This is a genomic window from Chitinophaga sp. 05T412, assembly GCF_056396465.1.
Genome location: NZ_JBFTLN010000015.1, coordinates 150436 through 172036, shown reverse-complemented (window position 1 = coordinate 172036; position 21601 = coordinate 150436). Strand labels below are relative to the sequence as shown.

Below are 21601 nucleotides of genomic sequence, written 5' to 3'. Positions count from 1 at the left end.
AGCTTATTTTCATTTTAACACTACAACTCTCTCACCCAGATATTCCTAAAGCTCAGTGGCTCGCTCTTATCACCATGTGCCTGCAGTTTAATAGGGCAAGCGCCATGTGCCTGACGGTAAGCAGCCTGGCCAATATATTGGGTAGGTCCTTTCAGCTCCACATCATTTTGTACAACTACGCCATTAAAAAACACCGTTACTTTAGCGGGTTTTACTACGGCGCCATCTGCACCAAATACGGGTGCATTCCAAACTACGTCGTAGGTATTCCATTCACCGGGTTGCAGCGTAGGATTGGCCAGCGGTACATATTGTTTGTAGATGCTGGCTGCCTGTCCGTTCGTATATGTTTTATTCTTATAAGAATCGAGTACCTGTAATTCGTAACCGGCATCACCTTTACCGAGGGAGGCGAGGAATACACCGCTGTTACCGCGGGCCTGGCCGGTACCGGTAATATTGGAAGGTACGCGCCATTCGATGTGCAGCTGGTAGTTGGTGAAAGTCTTTTTGGTTTCGATGTTACCTACTTTCTTATTTACTGTCAGAATGCCTTTTCCAACCAGCCATTCCGCGGGCTTATCGCGGTCATCGGCCATTACCCACTGGTCCAGGTTGGAGCCGTCGAACAGCACAATGGCATCAGAAGGCGGAGCGCCGGGCTTTTTGGCCGGAACTACTTCCGGTGGTACGGGTGTATATACTTCTGTATCTTCAGGCTTCGCTTTTTCCTGCGCATGAGCGGCACAAAATCCACCCGCTAAAAGCATTGTAAATAAAAATTTCCTTTTCATAATGAAATTGAGTGTTTAACTGGAATTAAATCTGGGTTCAATAAAGTAACCGGTAGCACAATAATATATAAAATAAGATAGGGACGCAAGCATTATTATGTCGGCGGGAAGTCATTTTGGTAACATACAGTTAACACTAAAATGGGTTCTTTGCGGATTGTTTATGCTTAATTGTACTGTGCTGTTATGAAGAAGAAAGGGGTTTTTCAGTTCATTGTGTTATGCTTATTTGCTTTTTCGGCGGCTGCTCAGGATTCCCTGCAGCAGCAATTACAAGCGGCCGCAAAACTAAGCGGGCAGTCGCCCGATGCGGCTTTCCTTGCACTACGCAAAATGCATGACCAGGCAGTTGCTGCCCACGATGACGCCGCCGCCGGCAAATGCCTGCAACAAATGGGACGCATCTGCTTCACCCTCGGCCACTACGCCAAATCACTCGAATACTACCAGGAAGCGGCTACACTCTTTGCCACCAGTCACCAACAAGCCGCGGAAGCCGCCACCATGAATGATATGGGTCTGCTATACTACCGCAATATCAATAAAAAAGCCGCCAAAGCCCAATACGATAAAGCCTTCACGCTGTACAAAGCTATCAACGATAAATCAGGCATGGCCGCCACTTACGGCTACATCGGCCACCACTACGAAAAACAACAACAATACGATAGCGCCTTTTTCTTCCAGCAACTGGCCCTGAAACAATACCAGGCCATCGGAGATACTTTCGGCATGGCCGGCATCTACGAAAACCTGGGCACCATTCACGAAGACCTGGAAAAATACGACAGCGCCCTCTACTACTTCCAGAACGCATTACGCCTATACGAACTACACCACGAACGCAGCACAGGCATTGAAATCATTAATAATATAGGTGATGTATTAAGAAAAACAGGCGACTATAAACACAGTATGCCCTTCTCCAAAGAAGCGCTGGCCATTGCCCGCAGCACCAACAATAAATACCAGGAAGCCGCTGCCGGGAAAGATATCGCCAAAACATTTAACCTGCTAGGCCAAAACGATAGCGCCTATTATTATATGGAGCAAAGCCGCAAATGCCTGGCGGAAATTTATTCTGCCCAAAACAACCAGCAGATGAACTTCCTCCAGATCATTTATGATACCAATAAAAAGAATGATGAGATCATACAGCTGGAAAACAGCCATCAAATGAACCGCATCATTTATACCGCCATCGTGGTAGTAGTGGTGTTACTCGTGATCCTTTGCCTCCTCACCATCTCCCGGCAAAAACTGAAAATCAGCCAGGAAAAGGCAGAAAAGGAAAAAAATGCGGAAATCAACCGGGTACAAAAAGACCAGCTGGAGCTGAAAAGTAAACAACTCGCCACCCATACCCTCGACGTCATCCAACGTAACCAGTTCCTCGATGAACTAAGAAACAGCCTCTCCCAACTGGTACAGGATGATAAAAGAGACCAGAAAAAACAACTGCAGCAACTGGTGCTGAAAATAAACCAGACCGTTAACCACGAAAAACAATGGAAAGAATTCACCGGCATCTTTGAACAGGTACACCAGGTATTCTTCGACAAACTCAATGCACTTTACAGCGATCTTACCACCAACGATATCAAATTACTGGCCCTCCATAAAATGAATATGGACTCCAAAGATATGGCCACCATTCTCGGTATTTCTCCCGATAGTTTGCGCGTAGCCAGATACCGTCTCCGGAAAAAATTAAATATCCCGGAGGGCGATACCCTCAACACTTTTGTACAGGGACTGTGAGGCTTAACATTGCGTTAATATGCCGGTAACATAATGGTAATGGCGAATCATGTTACAAACAAACAATTCATTTTCAATAACTTACCAACCATTTGTATACGCTGATTACGCTTTGTTTACGCTCCTGTTAACGCTGTTTACGTTTTGCTTACGGCCATTTCTTGTAATTTTTTTCATAGCAGATCACATTTGCGATACCATTTACGAACAACACAAACGGTATCAAATTCATTACAAATGAAGACACTTTTAACAACGTTGCTATGTCTGCTACTCAGTGCTACCATCGTTAAAGCCGATGGCCTGAAAGGGCATGTTTACGATCAGAAAACAGGGGAACCGCTGGTAGGCGTTACCGTTATTCTCGAACAAACCAAACTGGTAGCCCTCACCGGCCTGGATGGTTCCTTCGAATTTAAAAAGGTAACGCCTGGCAAATTCACCCTCGTTATTTCCCACCTTACCTACAAAACGCTTTCTCAATCCCTAACCGTTGTGGAAAAAGACAATCCACATATTACGATCTATCTCAGTGAACGCAGCAGCAAAGGACTCAGCGAAGTAGTAGTATCCGCCACTACCAAAGCCTCCTCAGAAAAAACCGCCCGCAAACTGGAACAGAAATCCCAGCAGGTAATGAACGTGGTATCCGGCGCCGCTATCGAAGTATCGCCAGATCTGACCGTGGCCAACGTAATTCAACGTGTATCCGGGGTGTCTATTGAACGTAGCAGCAATGGCGACGGACAATACGCTATCCTCCGCGGAATGGATAAAAGATATAACTATACCCTCATCAACGGCGTGAAAATACCCAGCCCGGACAATAAATACCGCTACGTACCACTGGATATCTTCCCATCCGAACTGCTGGACCGTCTGGAAGTATACAAATCGTTAACACCTAACATGGAAGCCGATGCCGTAGGTGGCGTGGTGAATATGGTGATGAAGGATGCACCTAACCAACTTTCCCTCAACGCCAACGTAGCAACAGGATACAGCCAGATGTTACTGGACAAGGGATACACCCGCTTCGATGCCAGCGGTATCAAAAGCAAATCGCCTTACGAAATCCATGGTAAAGATTACAACGCTACCCCTGCCGACTTTGCCAACGGCACCCTGAATTATAAACCTAAAAACTTTGCCCCTAACCTGGTAGCTGGTTTATCTGTAGGTCAGCGCTTCTTCCACAATAAACTGGGTGTAATTGTAGCCGGTAGCTTCCAGAACAACTACCGTGGTACCACCAGCACGTTTTATGATGCCTCCAATGTTGGTACAGAACGGTACCAGCGGATCTCCGGCGTGCGGGAACGCCAGTACAGCGAGCAACAACAACGCAGCGGGGTACACGCCAAAATTGACTATGCCATCAATGATAATAATAAGCTGTCGCTCTACAATGCTTACATGAACCTGTTAAGCTTCCAGACAAGAGATGGCATCACCACCAACGTGGGCAACGGATTCGACCCGGTAAATGGTAACGCACAGCTGACCTATCAAAGCCGCTCGCGGAAAATAGATCAAAAGATCTACTCCTCCACCCTGCACGGTGAACATAAACTCGTTCCCGGCAAATTGAAACTGGATTGGTCTGCTGTTATCTCTTCGGCCTTAAACGAAGTACCTGACAATACCACCGTTGATTTATATGGTGTACGTACCAACTTCCAGGATGCACGTACAACGGTTTCTAAAAGCATGCGTCGCTGGGAGCGCAATACAGATAATGATCTTGCGGGATACCTCAACCTAACTTATACTGCAAAAATTGCCGGCGCTAAAGTCGACTTCTCTGCCGGAGGCTTATACCGCGATAAACAAAGAAGCAGCTTCTTTAACAACTATAAATTTCTGCCAACAGATCTGACAGCAGTGTATGGTAAAGACTTTTCCAGCTACGCAGACATTAAATGGAATATAGAAAAGGCAACAGGTGCAGTAGATAACGCATTGACCTATGACGCTACAGAGAAAACCACTGCCGGTTATGGTATGTTCAGATTCAAGGCAGCAGCATTGGAAGTAACAGGTGGCGTACGTGTAGAACATACCGACCAGGGCTATGATATGCTCTTCGCCAGAGGGGAAAGTCGCCCTACCGGCCACCAGGTTTATACAGACGTATTACCGAGCCTGAACCTGAAATATGAATTAACGGCTCATCAGAACCTCCGCGGTTCCTACTTCCGTTCCTTAAACCGCCCGGGCTTCTTTGAACTGGTGCCTGGCGCCGTTGTAAATGAAGACTATACCGAACGCGGTAATCCGGACCTGAAACGCGCCATCGCCGACAACCTGGATCTGCGCTACGAATTATTCCCTAATCATACCGATCAGTTACTCTTCGGCGTATTCTATAAAAGCATTCAGAATCCTATCGAAAACACCATCGTATCCGATGCTATACGCGGACAGGATATGTACTATACTCCCGGTAACTTTGGTAACGCCCGTAACTATGGACTGGAAATAGATTATATCAAATTCTTCCATAAAGTAGGATTCAAAGCGAACTATACTTACACCAACTCCAGCATCACTACACCGAAAAGTTATCGCTACACCAGTGATAAAGGCGATCAAACCACTGGTAAAGTAGATCAGACAAGGCCGCTGTATGGTCAGTCTGCACATATCGCCAACCTCTCCCTGTTGTACAAAGACACACAACATGGCTGGGATGCGCAGCTGGCAGGTGCTTACACCGGTCCGCGTATTAACGTGGTATCCCAGTTTGTGGATAACGACTACTGGCAGAAAGGATTTATTCAGATGGATATTTCCGTGGAGAAAAAATTCCGCAACCACTTCAGTGTTTTCGCCAAAGCCGGTAACCTGCTGAACACACCTACCACCATCTTTATCAAAGGGGTGAACAAGGAAAACCAGGAAGTACCCGGACAAAACAATGCCAATGAAACACTGATCAGGAAAGAGTTCTACAAACAAACTTACCTGCTCGGCGTACGCTACAAATTATAATCGTCTTCAAAATATTTATCATCATGAAGTTCATACAAACGCTTTGCTATACAGCACTCATCATAGCTTTCGTCAGCAGTTGTAAAAAAGCCAATTTCTATGTAGACCTTACCGAAAAGCCTGTTGACACCTCCGGTATTCACGGAGAAGTATCAGGTGTATGGTCTAAATTCAGTACCCTGCGTGTTACCGGCGATATCATTATCCCTGAAGGTAAAACACTGATTATAGAAGAAGGAGTAACCATCATCATGGATACCCTTGCCAAACCGGAAGTGATTGTAAAAGGGAACCTGTATGCCATGGGAAAACCAGGCAGCCCGGTAACATTTACCATCCACGAAAAAGCACGCACGGAAGCGAACAAATTCGGTAAATTATGGGGCGGTATTCTCGCAGCGCAGAGTTGCGCTGAACTGTTGCTGGATAACGCTATCCTGGAATATGGCGGATCTACCACTACAGAATCTTCTACTTCTGTAAAAATGGGGCTGTATAAGCAAACCAGTGGAGAAAACCTGCCAGCATTATGGTATAGCAACACGAAGGGAAAACTGGTAGTCAACAATTCTATCTTCCGGAATTTTAATGAAGACTGTACCTATATTGAAGGCGGAAAAATTATCTTCTCTAATAATCAGTTTTATACCACCGGTATCACCGGCGGTGAAGGTATCAACATCAAATCCGGTTGCATTGCAGACGTAGCGTTCAACCTGTTTTATGCTACCAATACCAACGCGCTGAAACTGTCTAACGCTGGCGAACGTACGCCGCAGGCACATGTGATCGCCTACAACAACACCATCCTCAACACCGGTTGGAGAAGGCCTACCGTGAAAGGTGGTTCTATCTGGCTGGAAGCTGCTGTATTTGTGGAATTACATAATAACTTGTTTGCCAACGCACGTTTTGGTATTAAGAGAGATACCAAAAAAGTAGAGGATGCACGTTCTGTGATCAGCAACAATATGTACTATGGATTTGATCAGGCTACTGTTGACCAGTTCCAGCCTTCCAAAGAAATAGTAGCCGGCAAAAATGATATCATTGGTACCAAAGCGGGTGAAAACGATCCTAAATTCGTGAACTATCCGCTCAACACCGCGATGAACAACGCTACTTTCAACACCAGCTGGAACTTCCAGGTACAGGCAGGATCACCCGCTATTGGCGCAGGTACTACTTCCTTTACCCGCAACTTCCCTAACGGCGTAGGCATGGAAATGTATCCTTACCCTTCTCCAGCTCCTTCTACCACCATCGGCGCATTTTCCGCAAAAAACTAACTTAAATGATTAAACGAAATATAGCTTTATTATGCACAGCAGTCCCCGGACTGCTGTGTTTTCTTGCCTGCGCTGGCGCTGGCGGTTCGGTAAAACAACACCATGCGGCCGACAGCATTATCCAACCGGCCGTAGTAACGGCTCCTGTGCAATTCGACTCCGATGATCCGGCTATCTGGGTGAACCCCGCTAATCCGGCGCAAAGCCTGGTTGTTGGTACGGATAAGTCGGCAGAAGGCGCCCTGTATGTATTTGACCTGCAAGGCAAAATAAAACAGGTGGTATCCGGTTTGCAACGCCCTAACAACGTAGACATTGCCTATGGCCTGTTGCTCAACGGAAAGCGTGTAGACTTCGCCGTTACTACCGAACGTATCACTCACAAACTTCGCTTCTTCTCCCTGCCAGATATGCAACCCATTGATGGCGGTGGCATTCCTGTATTTGAAGGCGAAACTGGTAAGCAATACCGCGACCTCATGGGGATCGCCGTTTATACGAATAAGAAAGGTGAACATTATGCCATTGTAGGCCGTAAAACCGGTCCGCAGGATGGTAGCTATCTGTGGCAGTATCTGCTGACAGACAACGGCGCCGGTCAGGTAAAAGCAACGCTGGTGCGTAAATTTGGCCAGTACAGCGGCAAGAAAGAAATTGAAGCCATTGCGGTAGATAATGAAGCGGGATATGTTTATTATTCAGATGAACAACATGGCGTGAGACAATACTATGCTGATCCTGAAAAAGGTAATGAAGAATTATCAATCTTCGGAACCACTGGATTTACGGAAGATCACGAAGGAATTTCCATTTATAAAACCGGTGCAGAGAAGGGATATCTGCTGGTATCCGACCAGGGAGCCAATAAATTCCATATCTTCAGCCGGGAAGGGACTAACCACAAGCTGCTGAAAGTGGTCACCGTAGCCGCCAACCACAGTGATGGCTCCGATGTAGTCAATGTGCCGTTGAATGATACGTTCCGTCATGGGTTGTTTGTAGTGATGAGTGACGACAAAACCTTCCACTATTATCGCTGGGAAGATATTGCCGGTAAGCAACTGGAACTTGCGCCAACAAAAAAATAATGCCCGCTATATGAAATCTACTGTCCTGGCTTCCATGCTGCTGCTATTTGCCCATACCGCAACGCAGGCACAGGAAGCACCGGTTAAAAAAGTAACGCTAACGCCTGCCCTGCTGCGCGGGCCTTATTTACAGGCCGCCAGCAGCGAAAGTATCCTGATCCGTTGGCGCACCGATGTATCGGCCAGAAGCCGCGTTAAATACGGTACTTCTCCGGATAAGCTGGATCAGCAGGCTGACGACATCAACCTGGTGACCGAACATAAAGTGAAGCTCACCCGCCTGCAACCCAATACCCGCTACTACTATAGCATTGGCGGATATAAAGATGTGTTACAGGGAGATGCCAACAATTACTTCCAGACACTCCCCGCTCCCGGCGCCACTGATTTGTATCGCATTGCCGCCCTCGGCGACTGCGGCGACAACTCCGTTAACCAACGCCAGGTAAAGGAACAACTGCTGAAGTACCTGGGCAACAATTACCTGAACGCCTGGATATTATTGGGAGATAACGCATACCCGAATGGTACAGACGCGGAATACCAAAGCAAGTTCTTTAACGTATACAAAGACGACCTGCTGAAAAAATCCCCCCTGTTCCCGGCCCCGGGCAATCATGACTACCATGATACAGATCTTTCGGAGCAACAGGCCCAATTGACGCACCAAACCACCTACTATCAGAACTTCTCTATGCCTGCCGAAGGTGAGTCTGGTGGCGTACCTTCGCATACCCAGTCGTTCTACTCTTTCGATATCGGCAATATCCACTTCTTGTCGCTCGACAGCTACGGTAAAGAAGACAACGCCTACCGCCTCTACGATACCACCGGCCCACAGGTAACCTGGATAAAGAAAGATCTCGCCGCCAACCAAAACAAAGGCTGGGTAATTGCCTTCTGGCACCATCCTCCTTATACCATGGGTTCGCACAACTCTGATGAGGAAGATGAGCTGGTACATATCCGGGAAAACTTCATCCAGATATTGGAGCGCAACGGCGTAGACCTGGTATTGAATGGACACAGCCACGATTACGAAAGATCCCGGCTGATACAGGGACATTACGGCCCCGCCAATTCCTTTGATCCGGCGAAACATAATGTCAGTCAATCTTCCGGACGATACGACGGTGGCAATAATGCCGCCCCTTATATCAAAGACAGCGCCCGTAACAAAGGCACCGTATATGTGGTGAGTGGTTCTGCCGGCAAACTTGGTGGCAAGCAAACTACGTATCCACACAAGGCCATGTACTTTGCAGATGCCGACCACGGCGGCTCCAGCTTACTGGAAATTCAGGACAACCGCCTGGACCTGAAATGGATTTGTGCCGATGGCTCCATTCGTGACCAGTTTACAATGATGAAAAATGTAAACCGCCAAACGGATATCCAGGTTAAAAAAGGCCAATCCGCTACCTTAACAGCTTCTTTTGTGGGCGCCTACAAATGGAACAACCGTCCGGATACCGGCAGAAGTATAACAGTAACGCCTACTTCGGCAGTCACTAAATACACCGTTACTGACGCGTTTAATCATGTAAAAGATACATTCATCGTACATGTATCAAAATAAGCTCATCTGGCTACTGTTTGCCCTGGCCACTATTTTTAGCGCCTGGGGATTTAAACAAACCGATGATCAACACGGTGTAGCCAATGCCATCGTTCTTTTCAGGGAAGGCGCCGCAGGCTTCGCGGCCGCCTCCCTTGAAATGGAACAAGCCATACAGGCGCTGGATGCACAACAACCTAATAGCATCCCCCGCGCCAAAGCCTCCCTCCGCCATTGCCGGCAACAATACAAACGCATCGAATACTTCCTCGACTACTTCTTCTTCAGCTCCTCGCTGGTATATAATCCGCCCGCTAAAACAGAAATAGACGAGCCCTATATGGAATATCAGGCGCCTGCCGGCCTACAGCAAATGGCAGTACTGCTATACGATAAAGACCCCCTATCCCACAAAAACGAATTACTGCAACAGGCCGCCGTGATCAGCGCTTCCGCTACGGATCTTCCTGCCCTGCTATACCAGTTTAACACCACCGACAAAGCCATTATGGAAAGTATACGTATCGAACTGGTACGCCTATACGCCAATGGCATCACCGGTTATGATGCGCCTGAATTAAAAAGCGGTATCACCGAAACCGCACAATCGATGCAAACGATCCAGGCCCTGCTACAGCCCTGGCTCGGTACCCCATCTCCCGAAAACCTACCCGTAAAAAAATACCTCGCCGGATGCATCCAATACCTGCAGCAGCACCCGGATTTTGATAGCTTCAACCGGCTGGAATTTCTGACCAGCTACGGATTGCCGCTACAGGAGCAGCTAAACAAGTTGATCACTTCCCTTCAACTGGATCAACACACCCGCACTGCGCTGAACTACAACGCTAAAAACCTGTTCAGCAAAGATGCCCTGAACCCTAACGCATTTCCCGATAGCAATACGTACAACGCTGCACGCATCGCATTAGGGCGACAACTGTTTTTTGAAAAAGCCCTTTCCGGTAATCGGAGCCGCAGTTGTGCCACCTGTCATCAACCTGCTAAATACTTCACCGATGGTTTGAAAACCAGCCTGGCGGTGAATGAAAAGAACAATGTCCGCAGAAATGCGCCCAGCCTCTATTACGCCGGCTTCCAGTACGCACAGTTCTGGGATGGCCGGGCCAAAAACATCGCGCAACAAATTGCAAATGTGATCAGCAATCCACAGGAGATGAATGGTGTACATGCCGTAGTATTACACCGGCTGCGCGACAGCGCTAATTACGTACAGGCGTTCCCGGTAGCTTTTCCGGAAGCCGATGGCGACAGCGCCATTACACTATCTCATCTTACCGGAGCTATTGCCGCGTATATTAATACGCTGTCGCCCAGGAGCAGCGCTATGGACGATTATTTCGCCGGCAACAAGCAAGCCATGACCCCGGCGCAGATCAATGGCTTCAACTTATTCATGGGGAAAGCACAATGTGCTACCTGCCATTTTGCGCCGCTGTTCAACGGACTGACTCCTCCCTATTATCAGCGGACAGAATTTGAAAACCTAGGCGTTCCGGCCAATGATGATTTACAACATCCACTGGCCGATAAAGATGCCGGTCGCTTTGAATTCTTCCCCATCGAATTCTATCAGCGGGCATTTAAAATACCCACCGTACGCAACAGCGCAACAACCGCTCCCTACATGCACAACGGTGTATTTGCGGACCTGGAAAAGGTCATGGCCTTCTACAATGCCGGTGGCGGTAATGGCCTTGGACTGCATGATCCTTATCAAACCCTATCCGCTACCCCACTGGGATTAACTCCCGGAGAAATACAGGATATCATTGCCTTTATGCACGCACTCACCGACCAACCACACTAACTAAGTAGTACTACTGAATTTCCGGAACCCTTGTTAATACTGACTCCCGGGCCGTTTGCGGTGCCTACTTTTGGGATACAATAAATGTTGCCCGAAAATGAAAAAGATATTGTTTACCGGTTGTCTGATCTGTTTTGCGTGTTTAGGTGGAACCGCGCAAACAGCACTTAAACTAAAGCTGGTACAGGTGGTGTCGGACAAATTACCAGCTCCGCCTGCTTCACTGGAAGTCGCTTACCACCTGGCACATCGTGCCGGCGAGCAGAAAAAAACAGTGAGTAGCAAACAGGATGTTTATAACCATGCCCAGGAGCAAATCAATGCCGTCATAGCAAAAATAGAAGCGGGCGCTCCCCCGCCATCAAAGGCAGAAAGCGCGGACATTGCGGTAGATATGGCCAAACAAAGCAATTCCTTTGTAGCCGGAAGCCCCGAAATGCAACGCTCGATGAGAGATCTTCAGGACAAACTCCAAAACGATGAAAAGTTCGCCGAAGAATTTGAAGCGAAAAGCGACAAGGAGAAGGTAGTATTTCTAAAAGAGTGGAATAAGAAATATAACGTAAAAGCACCTACGAAACCGGTAGAGATCAATAATAGCGTAGGCAATGAAATGGAAACCATGAGAAAGCTGGCTATGGAGATGGCAGCCTTCCAGCAACAACTGGAAACCAAATATCTCAACCAGCTATCTAAACCGGATCAAAGTGTACATGAAGTACTGGAGAAGAAGGAAGCTGCGGAAGTAATGGCCTTACCCATTATTCAGGTGGGTGAATACACCGGAGCTGATCCCGGCAAAGAAAAGCAAGTCCGTACCAAATACTTCAATGAGCATATGAAAGTGGCCAAAGATGCCTTATTGAAAAACAAGGAACTGTGGTTTCTGGCTCAAAAAGATTACCTGGCTGGCCTCGCAAAGTTTGATGGAAAACTGGCGGATATCGGATGGGGGGATAAACTGATCAACCCCATGCTCCGCCCCGGCGTTGGCGACCTGCAGAAAGGCTTGCTGGAAATTGCCAACAAACTGATGGATTGTGAACACGTGATGACTTACCAGGCAGCCACCTGGTACGCCACCTCCCTTTAACAGGCCATTATTACATGTAGACCTCTTTCTAGTTATAGTCAGATTTTCATCGTAAAATACATGAAGTTGGTATAAGGCGGGTATCTACCCGCCTTTATTTATGCCCGGAAAACAATTCTTTGATTTCTACAAGTTGATCTTTTATTTTCACAATTTTTGAACCGAAGTATCCCCTTACCTTTGGTTCATTAAATTTTAAAAAATGGCAACAACAACGATATCACAGCAATATACTTTTCACCTGGGCAATGATCTGCATGTTAACCGTATGGGTTACGGCGCTATGCGCTTATCCGGTGAGCAAGCTTTTGGAGAAGGAGCAGATCGGGCTTCCGCTATCAAAGTATTACAGCATGTAGTAGCCGCCGGCGTGAACTTTATTGACACCGCCGCCGCCTATGGCCCTGAATTAAACGAACGACTAATAGCAGAGGCATTACATCCCTATAAAAAAGGGCTGGTGATTGCGACCAAAGGTGGCTTCCACCGCAGCTCTCCAACAGACTGGCGTGCAGACGGCTCACCCGCATGGATCAAACAGGAAATAGATAACAGCCTTAGAAACCTGAAAGTAGAACAAATAGACCTCTGGCAATTACACCGCGTAGATGCGAACGTACCTGTGGAAGAAACCATTGGCGCGGTAGCGGATGCCGTAAAAGCCGGTAAAGTAAAACACGTAGGACTATCAGAAGTAAACGTAGCACAAATCCAACGCGCAGAAAGCGTACTGCCAATTGTATCTGTACAAAATCTGTATAACCTGGGTAACCGTCAATGGGAAGACGTGCTGGATTACACTACACAAAAAGGCATCGCTTTCATTCCATGGTACCCACTGGCTGCGGGTCCGCAGACACTGGAAGAGAAAATCAGTCACATCGCGGCTAAATACAACGCCACCACTGCACAAATTGCACTGGCCTGGTTGCTGAAACGCGCTGATAACATCCTGCTCATTCCAGGTACCAAAAGCATTCATCACCTGGATGAAAACCTCAAAGCCGTTAATATTGATCTATCAGCAGAAGATTTTGCGCTGCTGTCCGCATAAAAAAAGCTTTCGGCTTTTATAAAAAATGCAGCGGGGAACATGTTACCTGTTCCCCGCTGCATTTTTTTATAAAACTATTTCGCCAAACTCACCTTTGCAGGCAATTGTAATTCATATCCTTTAGTGGGATTCTTATATACGAACCGCCTCTCTTTCACGAAACGTACGGTTTTCTTTCCTTTCAACAATACGTTTACGCCTTCAGGTAAACCTTCCGCATCTGTAGCGATAGCCGTTCCCGTTGTGGTGACCACAATATCCCGGAAATATTTTTTGTCGCTGGGAGGCACGCTATAGGTGCTCTTCCAGTTGGAAGATACACCTGCTTTGTCTTCATCTACCAAGCGCTGAATATCATATACGGCCATTACCTGCTGATAGGCGCCGTTAATGCCTGCTATCAGGTAATACGTTTCATGAAAGGGACCATCTCCCATACCACTACTATGCTCCAGCATAAAAGCATATTGATCCACGCCAATCAGCAGCGGTTTAGGTTCCGGGCAAGCAGAATAATCACCATAAGCCTTGATAACCGGTGTAAACATGCGCAGATGCCAACCCTGATCTGTACGTACAAACTTAGCCAGTCCTAACAAACCACCTACCAACCGGGTACCCTGAAAACCTTCTTTATCGAATATAGAGTGGTTAAAGCTCATCACTTTATATTGCAGACCAGATGAATCTTTGAAATCCATCACGTTCAGCAAACGTGTAGCTACACCGTCTTCATTAGGAAAATCCTGAAAACCGTCGTTCTCACCAGGTCCATTCACATCCTGGTATTTCTTCGGCTTACACGTTTTACATTTCCAGTTAATCATCTCCGTCACATATTTTCCATCTGTCAGCCACCGGTAATGCTTACCAGGAAATAATTGCAGCAGGGCATCCTGCGGATTAAAATCACCTTTCAGTATTAAGCTGCGGGTAGGCAGCAAAAAAGTATCACTGATGTTTTTTAGCTGAAGGTCGCCTTTAGGCGCCTGTGCAAAGCAGGTGGCCACAAGGCCCACCTGCATACATAACATTACTAACAAACGTTTCATAGGGATATTGTTTCACACGGATTTTATAAGAGCGATAAAGATCATCTAATAGATAAAACCTATTTCGCCTGGCTCACCTTTGTTGGCAACTGCTCTTCATATCCTTTGGCAGGTCCCTTATACACATATCTGCTCTCCATTACAAACTTCACTGTTTTCTTTCCTTTTAGCAAAGCTTCCACTTCTTTGGGTACATTATCCATATCGGAAGCACTGGCGGTACCGGTAGTGGTAATAACAATATCCCGGAAATACTTTTTATCACTGGCAGGCACGCTGTAGGTACTGGCCCAGGCACAAGGTACCATGCCATCTTCTCCACCACCTGATAATTCTACCGCATAAGCAGCCATTACCTGCTGATAAGCACCGTTGATACCGGCTATCAGGTAATAAGTTCCATAATAGGGACCACCAGCAGGACCATTGCTGTGCTTAAGTATAAAGGCATATTGATCTACGCCGATCTGTAAAGGCTTAGGTGTTGGGCAGGAAGAAAATGCACCATAAGCTTTGATGGCTGGTGTGAACATCCGCAAATTCCAGCCCTGATCCGTGAGTACAAACTTAGCTAATCCCAGTAAACCTCCCGTAAATCTGGATACCTGCGCACCGTCTTCATCAAACTCGGAATGGTTAAAGCTGATCACCTTGTATTGCATACCAGATGAATCTTTGAAATCCATCACATCCAATAAACGGGTAGCAACGCCAATTTCATAAGGAAAACCTCCTGGGCTATCTTCATTCACGTCATCATATTTCTTCCGCTTAGCCGTTTTACACTCCCAGTTAATCATCTCATTCACATATTTCCCATGTACCAACCGGTAATGCTTACCCGGAAATAATTGCTGCAGGGCAGTTTGAGCATTGAAAGTGCCTTTCAGTAATAAAGTACGGGTGGGCAACAAAAAGGTATCGCTGATATTCTTTGTTTTCAAACCGTCTTGAGGAACCTGTCCTAAGCAGGTAACCACCAGGCCTACCTGCATACATAACATAACAAACAAACGTTTCATAAAGTATATTTCGTTGCCGGGATTTTACGGCGTCAGCAAAGATAAGCGATGTACTTAAAATTCATATCTTCTGAAAAACCGTACATTAGCGGGAAAATATACTGTTACCCATGAATCGCTTCGATAGATTAACCGCTATTCTCATCCATCTTCAATCCAAAAAAATTGTATTGGCGCAGGAAATAGCCGATCGGTTCGATGTAAGTCTGCGTACCATTTACCGCGATATCCGTTCCCTGGAACAAGCCGGCGTCCCTATTCTCGGCGAAAAAGGCCTGGGCTATTCCATTATGGAAGGCTATCGCATTCCTCCTGTGATGTTTACAGAAGAAGAAGTGGTGGCCTGTCTCATGGCAGAAAAGCTGTTGGAAAAACACGCCGACCTGTACAACAGCGAACAGTTCAAAGCAGCCATGTTCAAAGTAAAAGCCGTACTACGCCATGCGCAGAAAACCATGATGGAAAACCTGCAGGAGAACATCGAGGTAAAAGACAAAGTATCCGAACATAATCACCTGCTCAACGGCATACTGCCGCAGATCATTAAAGCAGTAGGAGAAAAATCTGTACTGGCCATTCAATATGCTACCGAAACGGGTATCAACGAAAGAGACATAGCGCCTATCGGAATTTATCACGAACACGGCACCTGGAACGCCATCGCCTGGTGTACCAAAAGCAAAAAGTACCATCCCTTCCGCACCGAAAGGATACTCACCATCCGGGATACCGGCAAAACCAGTCAACAAACACATATCAGCCTGCAGGAATACCTGGCCCAACGCCCGGTTACAAATGATGGTTCCTTCCCTGTAACCATCTCCGTAAATAATTTCCTGGCCCGCTACCTGGTAGAGCAAAAATATAACTACGGATTCCTGAATGAAACGCAGGATGCCGAAAAAACAACCATGCATTTTCAGGCGCCTTGTATACAGGCGTTTTCCCGCTGGTATATCACTTTTGCAGATGAAGCCACCATCATTGAACCAATATCGCTTAAAACCCTGGTAAAAGACCGCTTAAAGGAAATGTTGACCAAAGTGTCATGACCCGTTTTCACAACTGACATAGGGTTGTCATGTTACCCCGGTAATTTTGGTACATGAACAGTCTGCAAATCGCACAAATACGCCTGCAACAACAGCAAATAGGGGGTACCCAATTAGCCAGCCCCGCCGCGCTGGTGGAATGGATGGGATGTATCCAGGCCCAGGATTATGCCGGCGCCAAATGGGCCATCGGCAACCGGATAGCGGGTAGTACAGATGCCTCTGTTGAAAAAGCGTTCAACGACGGCCAATTCCTGCGCACCCATATCTTACGCCCCACCTGGCACTTTGTAGCTCCGCAGGACATCCAATGGATGCTGCAACTGACTTCTCCTAAAGTAAAAGCATTCAATAAAAACCTGCACGTCAAACTCGGCATCTCTGATAAAGACCTCCGGCAAAGTAAAACCGTCATCGGCAAAGCCCTCAGTAATGAAACCTTTCTCACCCGAAGCGCCCTGAAAGCCTTGCTCGCAAAAGCCAAAATCAATACCGACGATATCCGCCTCGGCTTCCTCCTGATGGATGCAGAGCTGGACGGGCTTATCTGTAGCGGCCCCCGGCAAGGCAAACAATTCACCTATGCCCTGCTATCCGACCGGGCACCGGCACAAGCTCCACTGGATCAGGATGAAGCCATTGCCCGCCTCACGCTGCGGTATTTCTCCAGCCACGGACCCGCCACCGTCAACGACTTTCAATGGTGGAGCGGACTCAATATGACAGATATCAAAAAAGGACTGCTCCTGAATAAACAGTTCCTCACGCATATTGTAGCTAACGGTCAGGCCTATTGGTTTCCCGCCGCGCTTACCGTGGCTCCCACACCTCCTGTTACAGCATTTCTGCTGCCTGCATACGACGAATACACCGTAGCCTACAAGGACCGCAGCGATATCCTCCACCCTACCCTGAACGCAGCAGCAGGATACGGCATTTTTAAACCGGTAATAGTCGTCAACGGACAAATCACCGGCATCTGGAGCCGCAAGGAAACAGGCAAACAGATCGTAGTAGATACACAACTCATCAAAAAGCAAAAGAGCGCCGACCGGGCCATTACCGCCGCCATACAAGCCTATAAGACATTCATGGGGCACACATAAGCCAACTGCAAAAAAAGGCTGATATTTGGTACTTTGTTGACAACACTAGTCATATTATAGAAAACAATAACCAGATATTAGATGATAGAAGATATTCAACTTCAGCTAAGAACGGTCAACGTTACCCGCTACGTAACACCTTTGCGTGAAGGCGGTTCATTGCCCGCCATTGCCGAAGCAGACGATGGGTTTCTGTATGCACTGAAATTCCGGGGAGCCGGACAAGGCGTAAAAGCATTGATTGCCGAATTAATCGGCGACGAAATAGCCAGGGTACTGGGATTAAAAGTACCGGAACTGGTGTTCGCCAACCTCGATGAAGCTTTTGGTCGCACCGAACCGGATGAAGAAATACAAGACCTGCTGAAAAAAAGTGTAGGCCTCAACCTGGCCCTGCACTACCTCTCCGGCGCCACTACCTACGACCCTACCGTAAACACCGTAGCGCCGGCACTGGCCTCACAGATTGTGTGGCTCGACTGCCTGTTAACCAACGTAGACCGCACCGCCCGCAATACCAATATGTTGATGTGGCGCAATGAACTATGGTTGATTGATGCCGGCGCCTCGCTTTACTTCCACCACTCCTGGCACAACTGGCAGGAACAGGCCCTACGCCCCTTTGTACAGGTAAAAGATCATGTGCTGCTCCCACAGGCCAGTGAACTGGAAAGTACTGATGCCGCATTTCGCGCACTACTAACGCCAGCGCGTATACGTACAATTGTGGATATCATCCCGGAGGAATGGCTGCTAGCCGACCACTCCGATGAAACACCCGCACAACGCCGGCAGGTGTATTTCGAATTTTTAACGACCCGGATCAGCCATTCCGAAATTTTTGTAAAAGAAGCACAACATGCAAGACAAACACTTATATGAATATGCCGTGATACGCGTAGTACCAAGTGTAGAACGGGAAGAATTTTTGAATGTAGGTGTAATTCTTTATTGCAGACAACAGAAATTTCTCCAGGCCGTATATACGCTGAACGAAAAACGACTCCTCGCCTTTTATCCTAACATGGATATTTCTGCTATCCGTCCTTACCTGGACGCATTTGTAGAAATCAGCAAAGGCAGCAAAGCCGGAGGCCCTATCGCTAAACTGGATATGGCAGCGCGTTTCCGCTGGCTTACCGCTACCCGTAGCAGCATTATACAAACCTCTAAAGTACATCCCGGATTTTGTACCAGCGATGCCGCCGCTACGCTGGCGCGTCTGCAGGAACAACTGGTAGGGTAAGTAGTTATCATAAATAGAAAGGGCTTCACGATATCGTGAAGCCCTTTCTATTTATGATAATATGATGTTTATTATTTCGTGAATGTATACGTTTTCCCCGCCTGGGTAGCTACATCATATTCCACTGTTTTCTTTACGGCACCCGGCGTTACTGACGCAGCCGGATTAATCAATGCAGCAGCTGTTTCATCAGGTTGGAAAAACACATTGGTTTGCGGACCCGCTACCTGCGTTAATTTGCCGTTGCTGCGCAGTGCATTAGGTACCCGTAAACGCAGATTGCCTCCTAGTGTTGAACGGATACTCACTTTACTCAGTTCACCATTTTCCCATACCATCTCCGTGATTTCAAAACCACCCCTGGTACGTAATCCACTTACCCGTCCGTTTTTCCAGTCGTCCGGTAAAGCCGGCAACAGGTGAACCGCGCCATCCTGGCTTTGTAACAGCATTTCACAGATGCCGGCAGTACAACCGAAATTACCATCTATCTGAAATGGCGGATGTGCATCAAACAAATTAGGATAGGTGCCGCCACCACTATTTTCTGCCTTGTTTTTCCCCGCTGGTGTCAGCTGATCTTTAATCAGTTTCCAGGCATGATTACCATCGAGTAACCGCGCCCAGAGATTCACCTTCCATCCCATGGACCAGCCCGTGGATACATCACCCCGCTGTATCAGCGAGGTACGTGCAGCCGCGAATAACGCCGGTGTGCGATACGCAGAGATCTGATTGGCAGGATACAGTCCGAATAAATGCGACACGTGACGGTGTTTATCCTGGGGATTGTCCAGGTCCTGCAGCCATTCCTGCAACTGTCCATACTGGCCAATTTGCATGGGTGGCAGCCGCTTACGGGTAGCTTTTAATTGGGCCACCAGCGCTGCATCTGTACCCAGCGCTTCAGCAGCATGAATGGTATTGGAAAACAGATCGAATACCAGTTGATTGTCCATCGTAGCACCAGCGGCAATAGACACATTCGGATATATTTTTGGATTATTCTCCGGCGACATCGAAGGCGATACCACCAGCCATTTATGGGTGGGCTCTTCCACCAGAAAATCCAGGTAAAATGTTACCGCGCCTTTCAACACCGGATAGATGGTTTGCAGGTATTGCTTATCTCCGTTAAACATATACTTTTCCCAGAGATGGCGACTTAACCACGCGCCACCCATCGGCCACATGGCAGAATAAATACCATCTACCGGCCCGGTAATACGCCATAAGTCGGTGTTATGATGGGTTACCCATCCGCGGGCGCCATACATTACTTTGGCGGTTTCCTGGCCGGTCACCGCAATCTCTTTTACCATCTGCACCAGTGGCTCATGCATTTCTGTTAAATTGGTTTCCTCTGCCGGCCAATAATTCATTTCTGTATTAATGTTGATGGTATACTTACTGCCCCAGGGTGGGTCCATGTGCGGATTCCAGATGCCCTGCAGATTGGCAGGTTGTCCTCCCGGCTGGGAAGCGGCAATGAGCAAATACCGGCCGAACTGGAAATACAGCGCTACCAGCTGGGGATCGTTGCCAGTGGCAAAATCCCTTACCCGGATATCCGTAGGATGCTTTACGGAATCTGTACTGCCCAGATCAAGTTGTACCCGGTTAAAGAAGTGCTGGTAAGCCGTCACATGATTCTTTAACAAACGGGCGTATGATTTAGGCCATACCTGGTTCATATAATCGGTGGTACGTTTTGCTTCGTCTGCACTGATGTCGGCATAGTTGACATAGTTAGTAGCAATAGAGATGTATACGGTTACCTCATTGGCGCCGGTAATGCGCACGGTATCTCCGGCGGCGATACTGGTACCGCCATTGGTTTTAAACCGTATCTGCGACTGGAATTTCACTTTACCGGGTACGCCATCCTTATCTCCGCTGGTTCCTGACAGCACCAGTTCGTTGTTCTCTTTCACGGTTACAGTAGAACGCTGCGGGCTCTTTGCCCTGGCGGTAAAGGTAAGACTGCCGGGTTGACTGGCAGTGAGGTGTATAATGATGGCCTGATCAGGGATAGAAGCAAATGTCTCCCGGGTATAGTTCACACCGTTCACGCGATAAGCAGTGCTAGTCACGGCCGTTTCCAGGTTCAGTTCCCGGGAATAACCGGTATACTGCTCATGACCGGGAAAGTGTAGTTGCAGATCCCCTACCGGCTGATAACACATGCCGTTGATTTTCTCCGCCTGTATATTCTTAGCGGCCAGGTCGCTGGCAGCCTGCATCTTCCCTTCAAATATCAGCTTTCTGATCTCCGGTAATGCGGCCAGTGCATGAGGATTATCGTTGCGGTTAGGGCTGCCGCTCCATACGGTATTTTCGTTTAGCCGTATGAGTTCATCACCCGGATTGCCATATACCATGGCGGCCAGTCGCCCATTGCCTACTGGCAATGCAGCCTCCCATACTTTTCCGGAGGGATGATCGTACCATAGTTTCAGCGGCTGTTGCGCCTGAGCGGGCCTGGCTATCAGAAGGGTAACCAGGTAAAAGGCGAGATGCCTTATTTGCGTGGAATCGTGGAATTTTATCATAAATTGTTTTAGCTTTTAGCCATTAGCTGTTAGCTGTTAGCAAATGCAGCGGACATCAAAGTATGATATTCTTCGCCGCATTTGCTAACAGCTAACAGCTAATGGCTAA

General features: G+C 47.6%; 16 protein-coding genes. 12 read left to right on the top strand and 4 right to left on the bottom strand.

The window, feature by feature from the left end; all coding sequences use genetic code 11:
• Positions 1-20 precede the first annotated feature (20 nt).
• Positions 21-794 (bottom strand): 3-keto-disaccharide hydrolase, encoded by a 774-nt coding sequence (locus AC1DFM_RS27655; protein ID WP_477080012.1) that lies wholly within the window; start codon positions 792-794, stop codon positions 21-23.
• Between the two features lie 186 nt (positions 795-980).
• Between AC1DFM_RS27655 and AC1DFM_RS27650 the strand changes: the two genes are divergently transcribed.
• From AC1DFM_RS27650 to AC1DFM_RS27615, 8 genes are all read left to right on the top strand, one after another.
• On the top strand, positions 981-2555 hold the full coding sequence (locus tag AC1DFM_RS27650; RefSeq protein WP_477080011.1) for a tetratricopeptide repeat protein: 1575 nt from the start codon (positions 981-983) through the stop codon (positions 2553-2555).
• 237 nt (positions 2556-2792) lie between these two features.
• Entirely contained in the window at positions 2793-5549 is a 2757-nt protein-coding gene (locus AC1DFM_RS27645; RefSeq protein WP_477080010.1) for a TonB-dependent receptor, read from the top strand.
• Between the two features lie 23 nt (positions 5550-5572).
• Complete coding sequence (locus AC1DFM_RS27640) at positions 5573-6838, top strand: hypothetical protein (RefSeq protein WP_477080009.1); 1266 nt, start codon at positions 5573-5575, stop codon at positions 6836-6838.
• A gap of 5 nt (positions 6839-6843) precedes the next feature.
• Positions 6844-7926, top strand: coding sequence for a phytase (locus AC1DFM_RS27635; protein WP_477080008.1), 1083 nt, complete (start codon positions 6844-6846; stop codon positions 7924-7926).
• A 10-nt stretch (positions 7927-7936) separates the two neighbouring features.
• Positions 7937-9505 (top strand): purple acid phosphatase family protein, encoded by a 1569-nt coding sequence (locus AC1DFM_RS27630; RefSeq protein WP_477080007.1) that lies wholly within the window; start codon positions 7937-7939, stop codon positions 9503-9505.
• Positions 9492-11315: a cytochrome-c peroxidase gene (locus AC1DFM_RS27625; protein WP_477080006.1), complete on the top strand. Its 1824-nt coding sequence runs from the start codon at positions 9492-9494 to the stop codon at positions 11313-11315. The genes AC1DFM_RS27630 and AC1DFM_RS27625 overlap by 14 nt, the downstream gene beginning before the upstream one ends.
• A gap of 97 nt (positions 11316-11412) precedes the next feature.
• Positions 11413-12408, top strand: a complete 996-nt coding sequence (locus tag AC1DFM_RS27620; RefSeq protein WP_477080005.1) for a hypothetical protein — start codon at positions 11413-11415, stop codon at positions 12406-12408.
• Positions 12409-12610: 202 nt separating this feature from the next.
• Positions 12611-13462, top strand: a complete 852-nt coding sequence (locus tag AC1DFM_RS27615; protein ID WP_477080004.1) for an aldo/keto reductase — start codon at positions 12611-12613, stop codon at positions 13460-13462.
• Between the two features lie 74 nt (positions 13463-13536).
• Here AC1DFM_RS27615 and AC1DFM_RS27610 read toward each other — a convergent pair whose 3' ends face one another.
• Together AC1DFM_RS27610 and AC1DFM_RS27605 are read right to left on the bottom strand one after the other, a co-directional pair.
• Entirely contained in the window at positions 13537-14514 is a 978-nt protein-coding gene (locus AC1DFM_RS27610; protein ID WP_477080003.1) for a hypothetical protein, read from the bottom strand.
• Between the two features lie 59 nt (positions 14515-14573).
• Positions 14574-15536 carry a hypothetical protein gene (locus AC1DFM_RS27605; protein WP_477080002.1) on the bottom strand — a complete coding sequence of 321 codons (963 nt, stop codon included), beginning with the start codon at positions 15534-15536 and terminating at the stop codon, positions 14574-14576.
• A 110-nt stretch (positions 15537-15646) separates the two neighbouring features.
• On the opposite strand from AC1DFM_RS27605, the gene AC1DFM_RS27600 reads away from it, so the two are divergent.
• The 4 genes from AC1DFM_RS27600 to AC1DFM_RS27585 all read left to right on the top strand — a co-directional run bounded on the left by AC1DFM_RS27600 (position 15647) and on the right by AC1DFM_RS27585 (position 18940).
• Positions 15647-16588 (top strand): helix-turn-helix transcriptional regulator, encoded by a 942-nt coding sequence (locus AC1DFM_RS27600; RefSeq protein ID WP_477080001.1) that lies wholly within the window; start codon positions 15647-15649, stop codon positions 16586-16588.
• A 53-nt stretch (positions 16589-16641) separates the two neighbouring features.
• Positions 16642-17694, top strand: coding sequence for a winged helix DNA-binding domain-containing protein (locus AC1DFM_RS27595; protein WP_477080000.1), 1053 nt, complete (start codon positions 16642-16644; stop codon positions 17692-17694).
• 81 nt (positions 17695-17775) lie between these two features.
• Positions 17776-18576 carry a HipA family kinase gene (locus AC1DFM_RS27590; protein WP_477079999.1) on the top strand — a complete coding sequence of 267 codons (801 nt, stop codon included), beginning with the start codon at positions 17776-17778 and terminating at the stop codon, positions 18574-18576.
• Positions 18554-18940 (top strand): DUF3037 domain-containing protein, encoded by a 387-nt coding sequence (locus AC1DFM_RS27585; RefSeq protein WP_477079998.1) that lies wholly within the window; start codon positions 18554-18556, stop codon positions 18938-18940. The genes AC1DFM_RS27590 and AC1DFM_RS27585 overlap by 23 nt, the downstream gene beginning before the upstream one ends.
• 71 nt (positions 18941-19011) lie before the next feature.
• Here the strand turns inward: AC1DFM_RS27585 and AC1DFM_RS27580 are convergent, their stop codons facing one another.
• Complete coding sequence (locus tag AC1DFM_RS27580; RefSeq protein WP_477079997.1) at positions 19012-21492, bottom strand: glycoside hydrolase family 95 protein; 2481 nt, start codon at positions 21490-21492, stop codon at positions 19012-19014.
• Positions 21493-21601: the final 109 nt, after the last annotated feature.

Excerpts from the sequence above, each read along its gene's own strand:
- AC1DFM_RS27600 (WP_477080001.1), top strand. The coding sequence starts at position 15,647 with ATGAATCGCTTCGATAGATTAACCGCTATTCTCATCCATCTTCAATCC.
- AC1DFM_RS27640 (WP_477080009.1), top strand. The coding sequence starts at position 5,573 with ATGAAGTTCATACAAACGCTTTGCTATACAGCACTCATCATAGCTTTC.
- AC1DFM_RS27625 (WP_477080006.1), top strand. The coding sequence starts at position 9,492 with ATGTATCAAAATAAGCTCATCTGGCTACTGTTTGCCCTGGCCACTATT.
- AC1DFM_RS27595 (WP_477080000.1), top strand. The coding sequence starts at position 16,642 with ATGAACAGTCTGCAAATCGCACAAATACGCCTGCAACAACAGCAAATA.
- AC1DFM_RS27590 (WP_477079999.1), top strand. The coding sequence starts at position 17,776 with ATGATAGAAGATATTCAACTTCAGCTAAGAACGGTCAACGTTACCCGC.
- AC1DFM_RS27655 (WP_477080012.1), bottom strand. The coding sequence starts at position 794 with ATGAAAAGGAAATTTTTATTTACAATGCTTTTAGCGGGTGGATTTTGT.
- AC1DFM_RS27630 (WP_477080007.1), top strand. The coding sequence starts at position 7,937 with ATGAAATCTACTGTCCTGGCTTCCATGCTGCTGCTATTTGCCCATACC.
- AC1DFM_RS27585 (WP_477079998.1), top strand. The coding sequence starts at position 18,554 with ATGCAAGACAAACACTTATATGAATATGCCGTGATACGCGTAGTACCA.
- AC1DFM_RS27650 (WP_477080011.1), top strand. The coding sequence starts at position 981 with ATGAAGAAGAAAGGGGTTTTTCAGTTCATTGTGTTATGCTTATTTGCT.
- AC1DFM_RS27620 (WP_477080005.1), top strand. The coding sequence starts at position 11,413 with ATGAAAAAGATATTGTTTACCGGTTGTCTGATCTGTTTTGCGTGTTTA.
- AC1DFM_RS27610 (WP_477080003.1), bottom strand. The coding sequence starts at position 14,514 with ATGAAACGTTTGTTAGTAATGTTATGTATGCAGGTGGGCCTTGTGGCC.
- AC1DFM_RS27645 (WP_477080010.1), top strand. The coding sequence starts at position 2,793 with ATGAAGACACTTTTAACAACGTTGCTATGTCTGCTACTCAGTGCTACC.
- AC1DFM_RS27580 (WP_477079997.1), bottom strand. The coding sequence starts at position 21,492 with ATGATAAAATTCCACGATTCCACGCAAATAAGGCATCTCGCCTTTTAC.
- AC1DFM_RS27605 (WP_477080002.1), bottom strand. The coding sequence starts at position 15,536 with ATGAAACGTTTGTTTGTTATGTTATGTATGCAGGTAGGCCTGGTGGTT.
- AC1DFM_RS27615 (WP_477080004.1), top strand. The coding sequence starts at position 12,611 with ATGGCAACAACAACGATATCACAGCAATATACTTTTCACCTGGGCAAT.
- AC1DFM_RS27635 (WP_477080008.1), top strand. The coding sequence starts at position 6,844 with ATGATTAAACGAAATATAGCTTTATTATGCACAGCAGTCCCCGGACTG.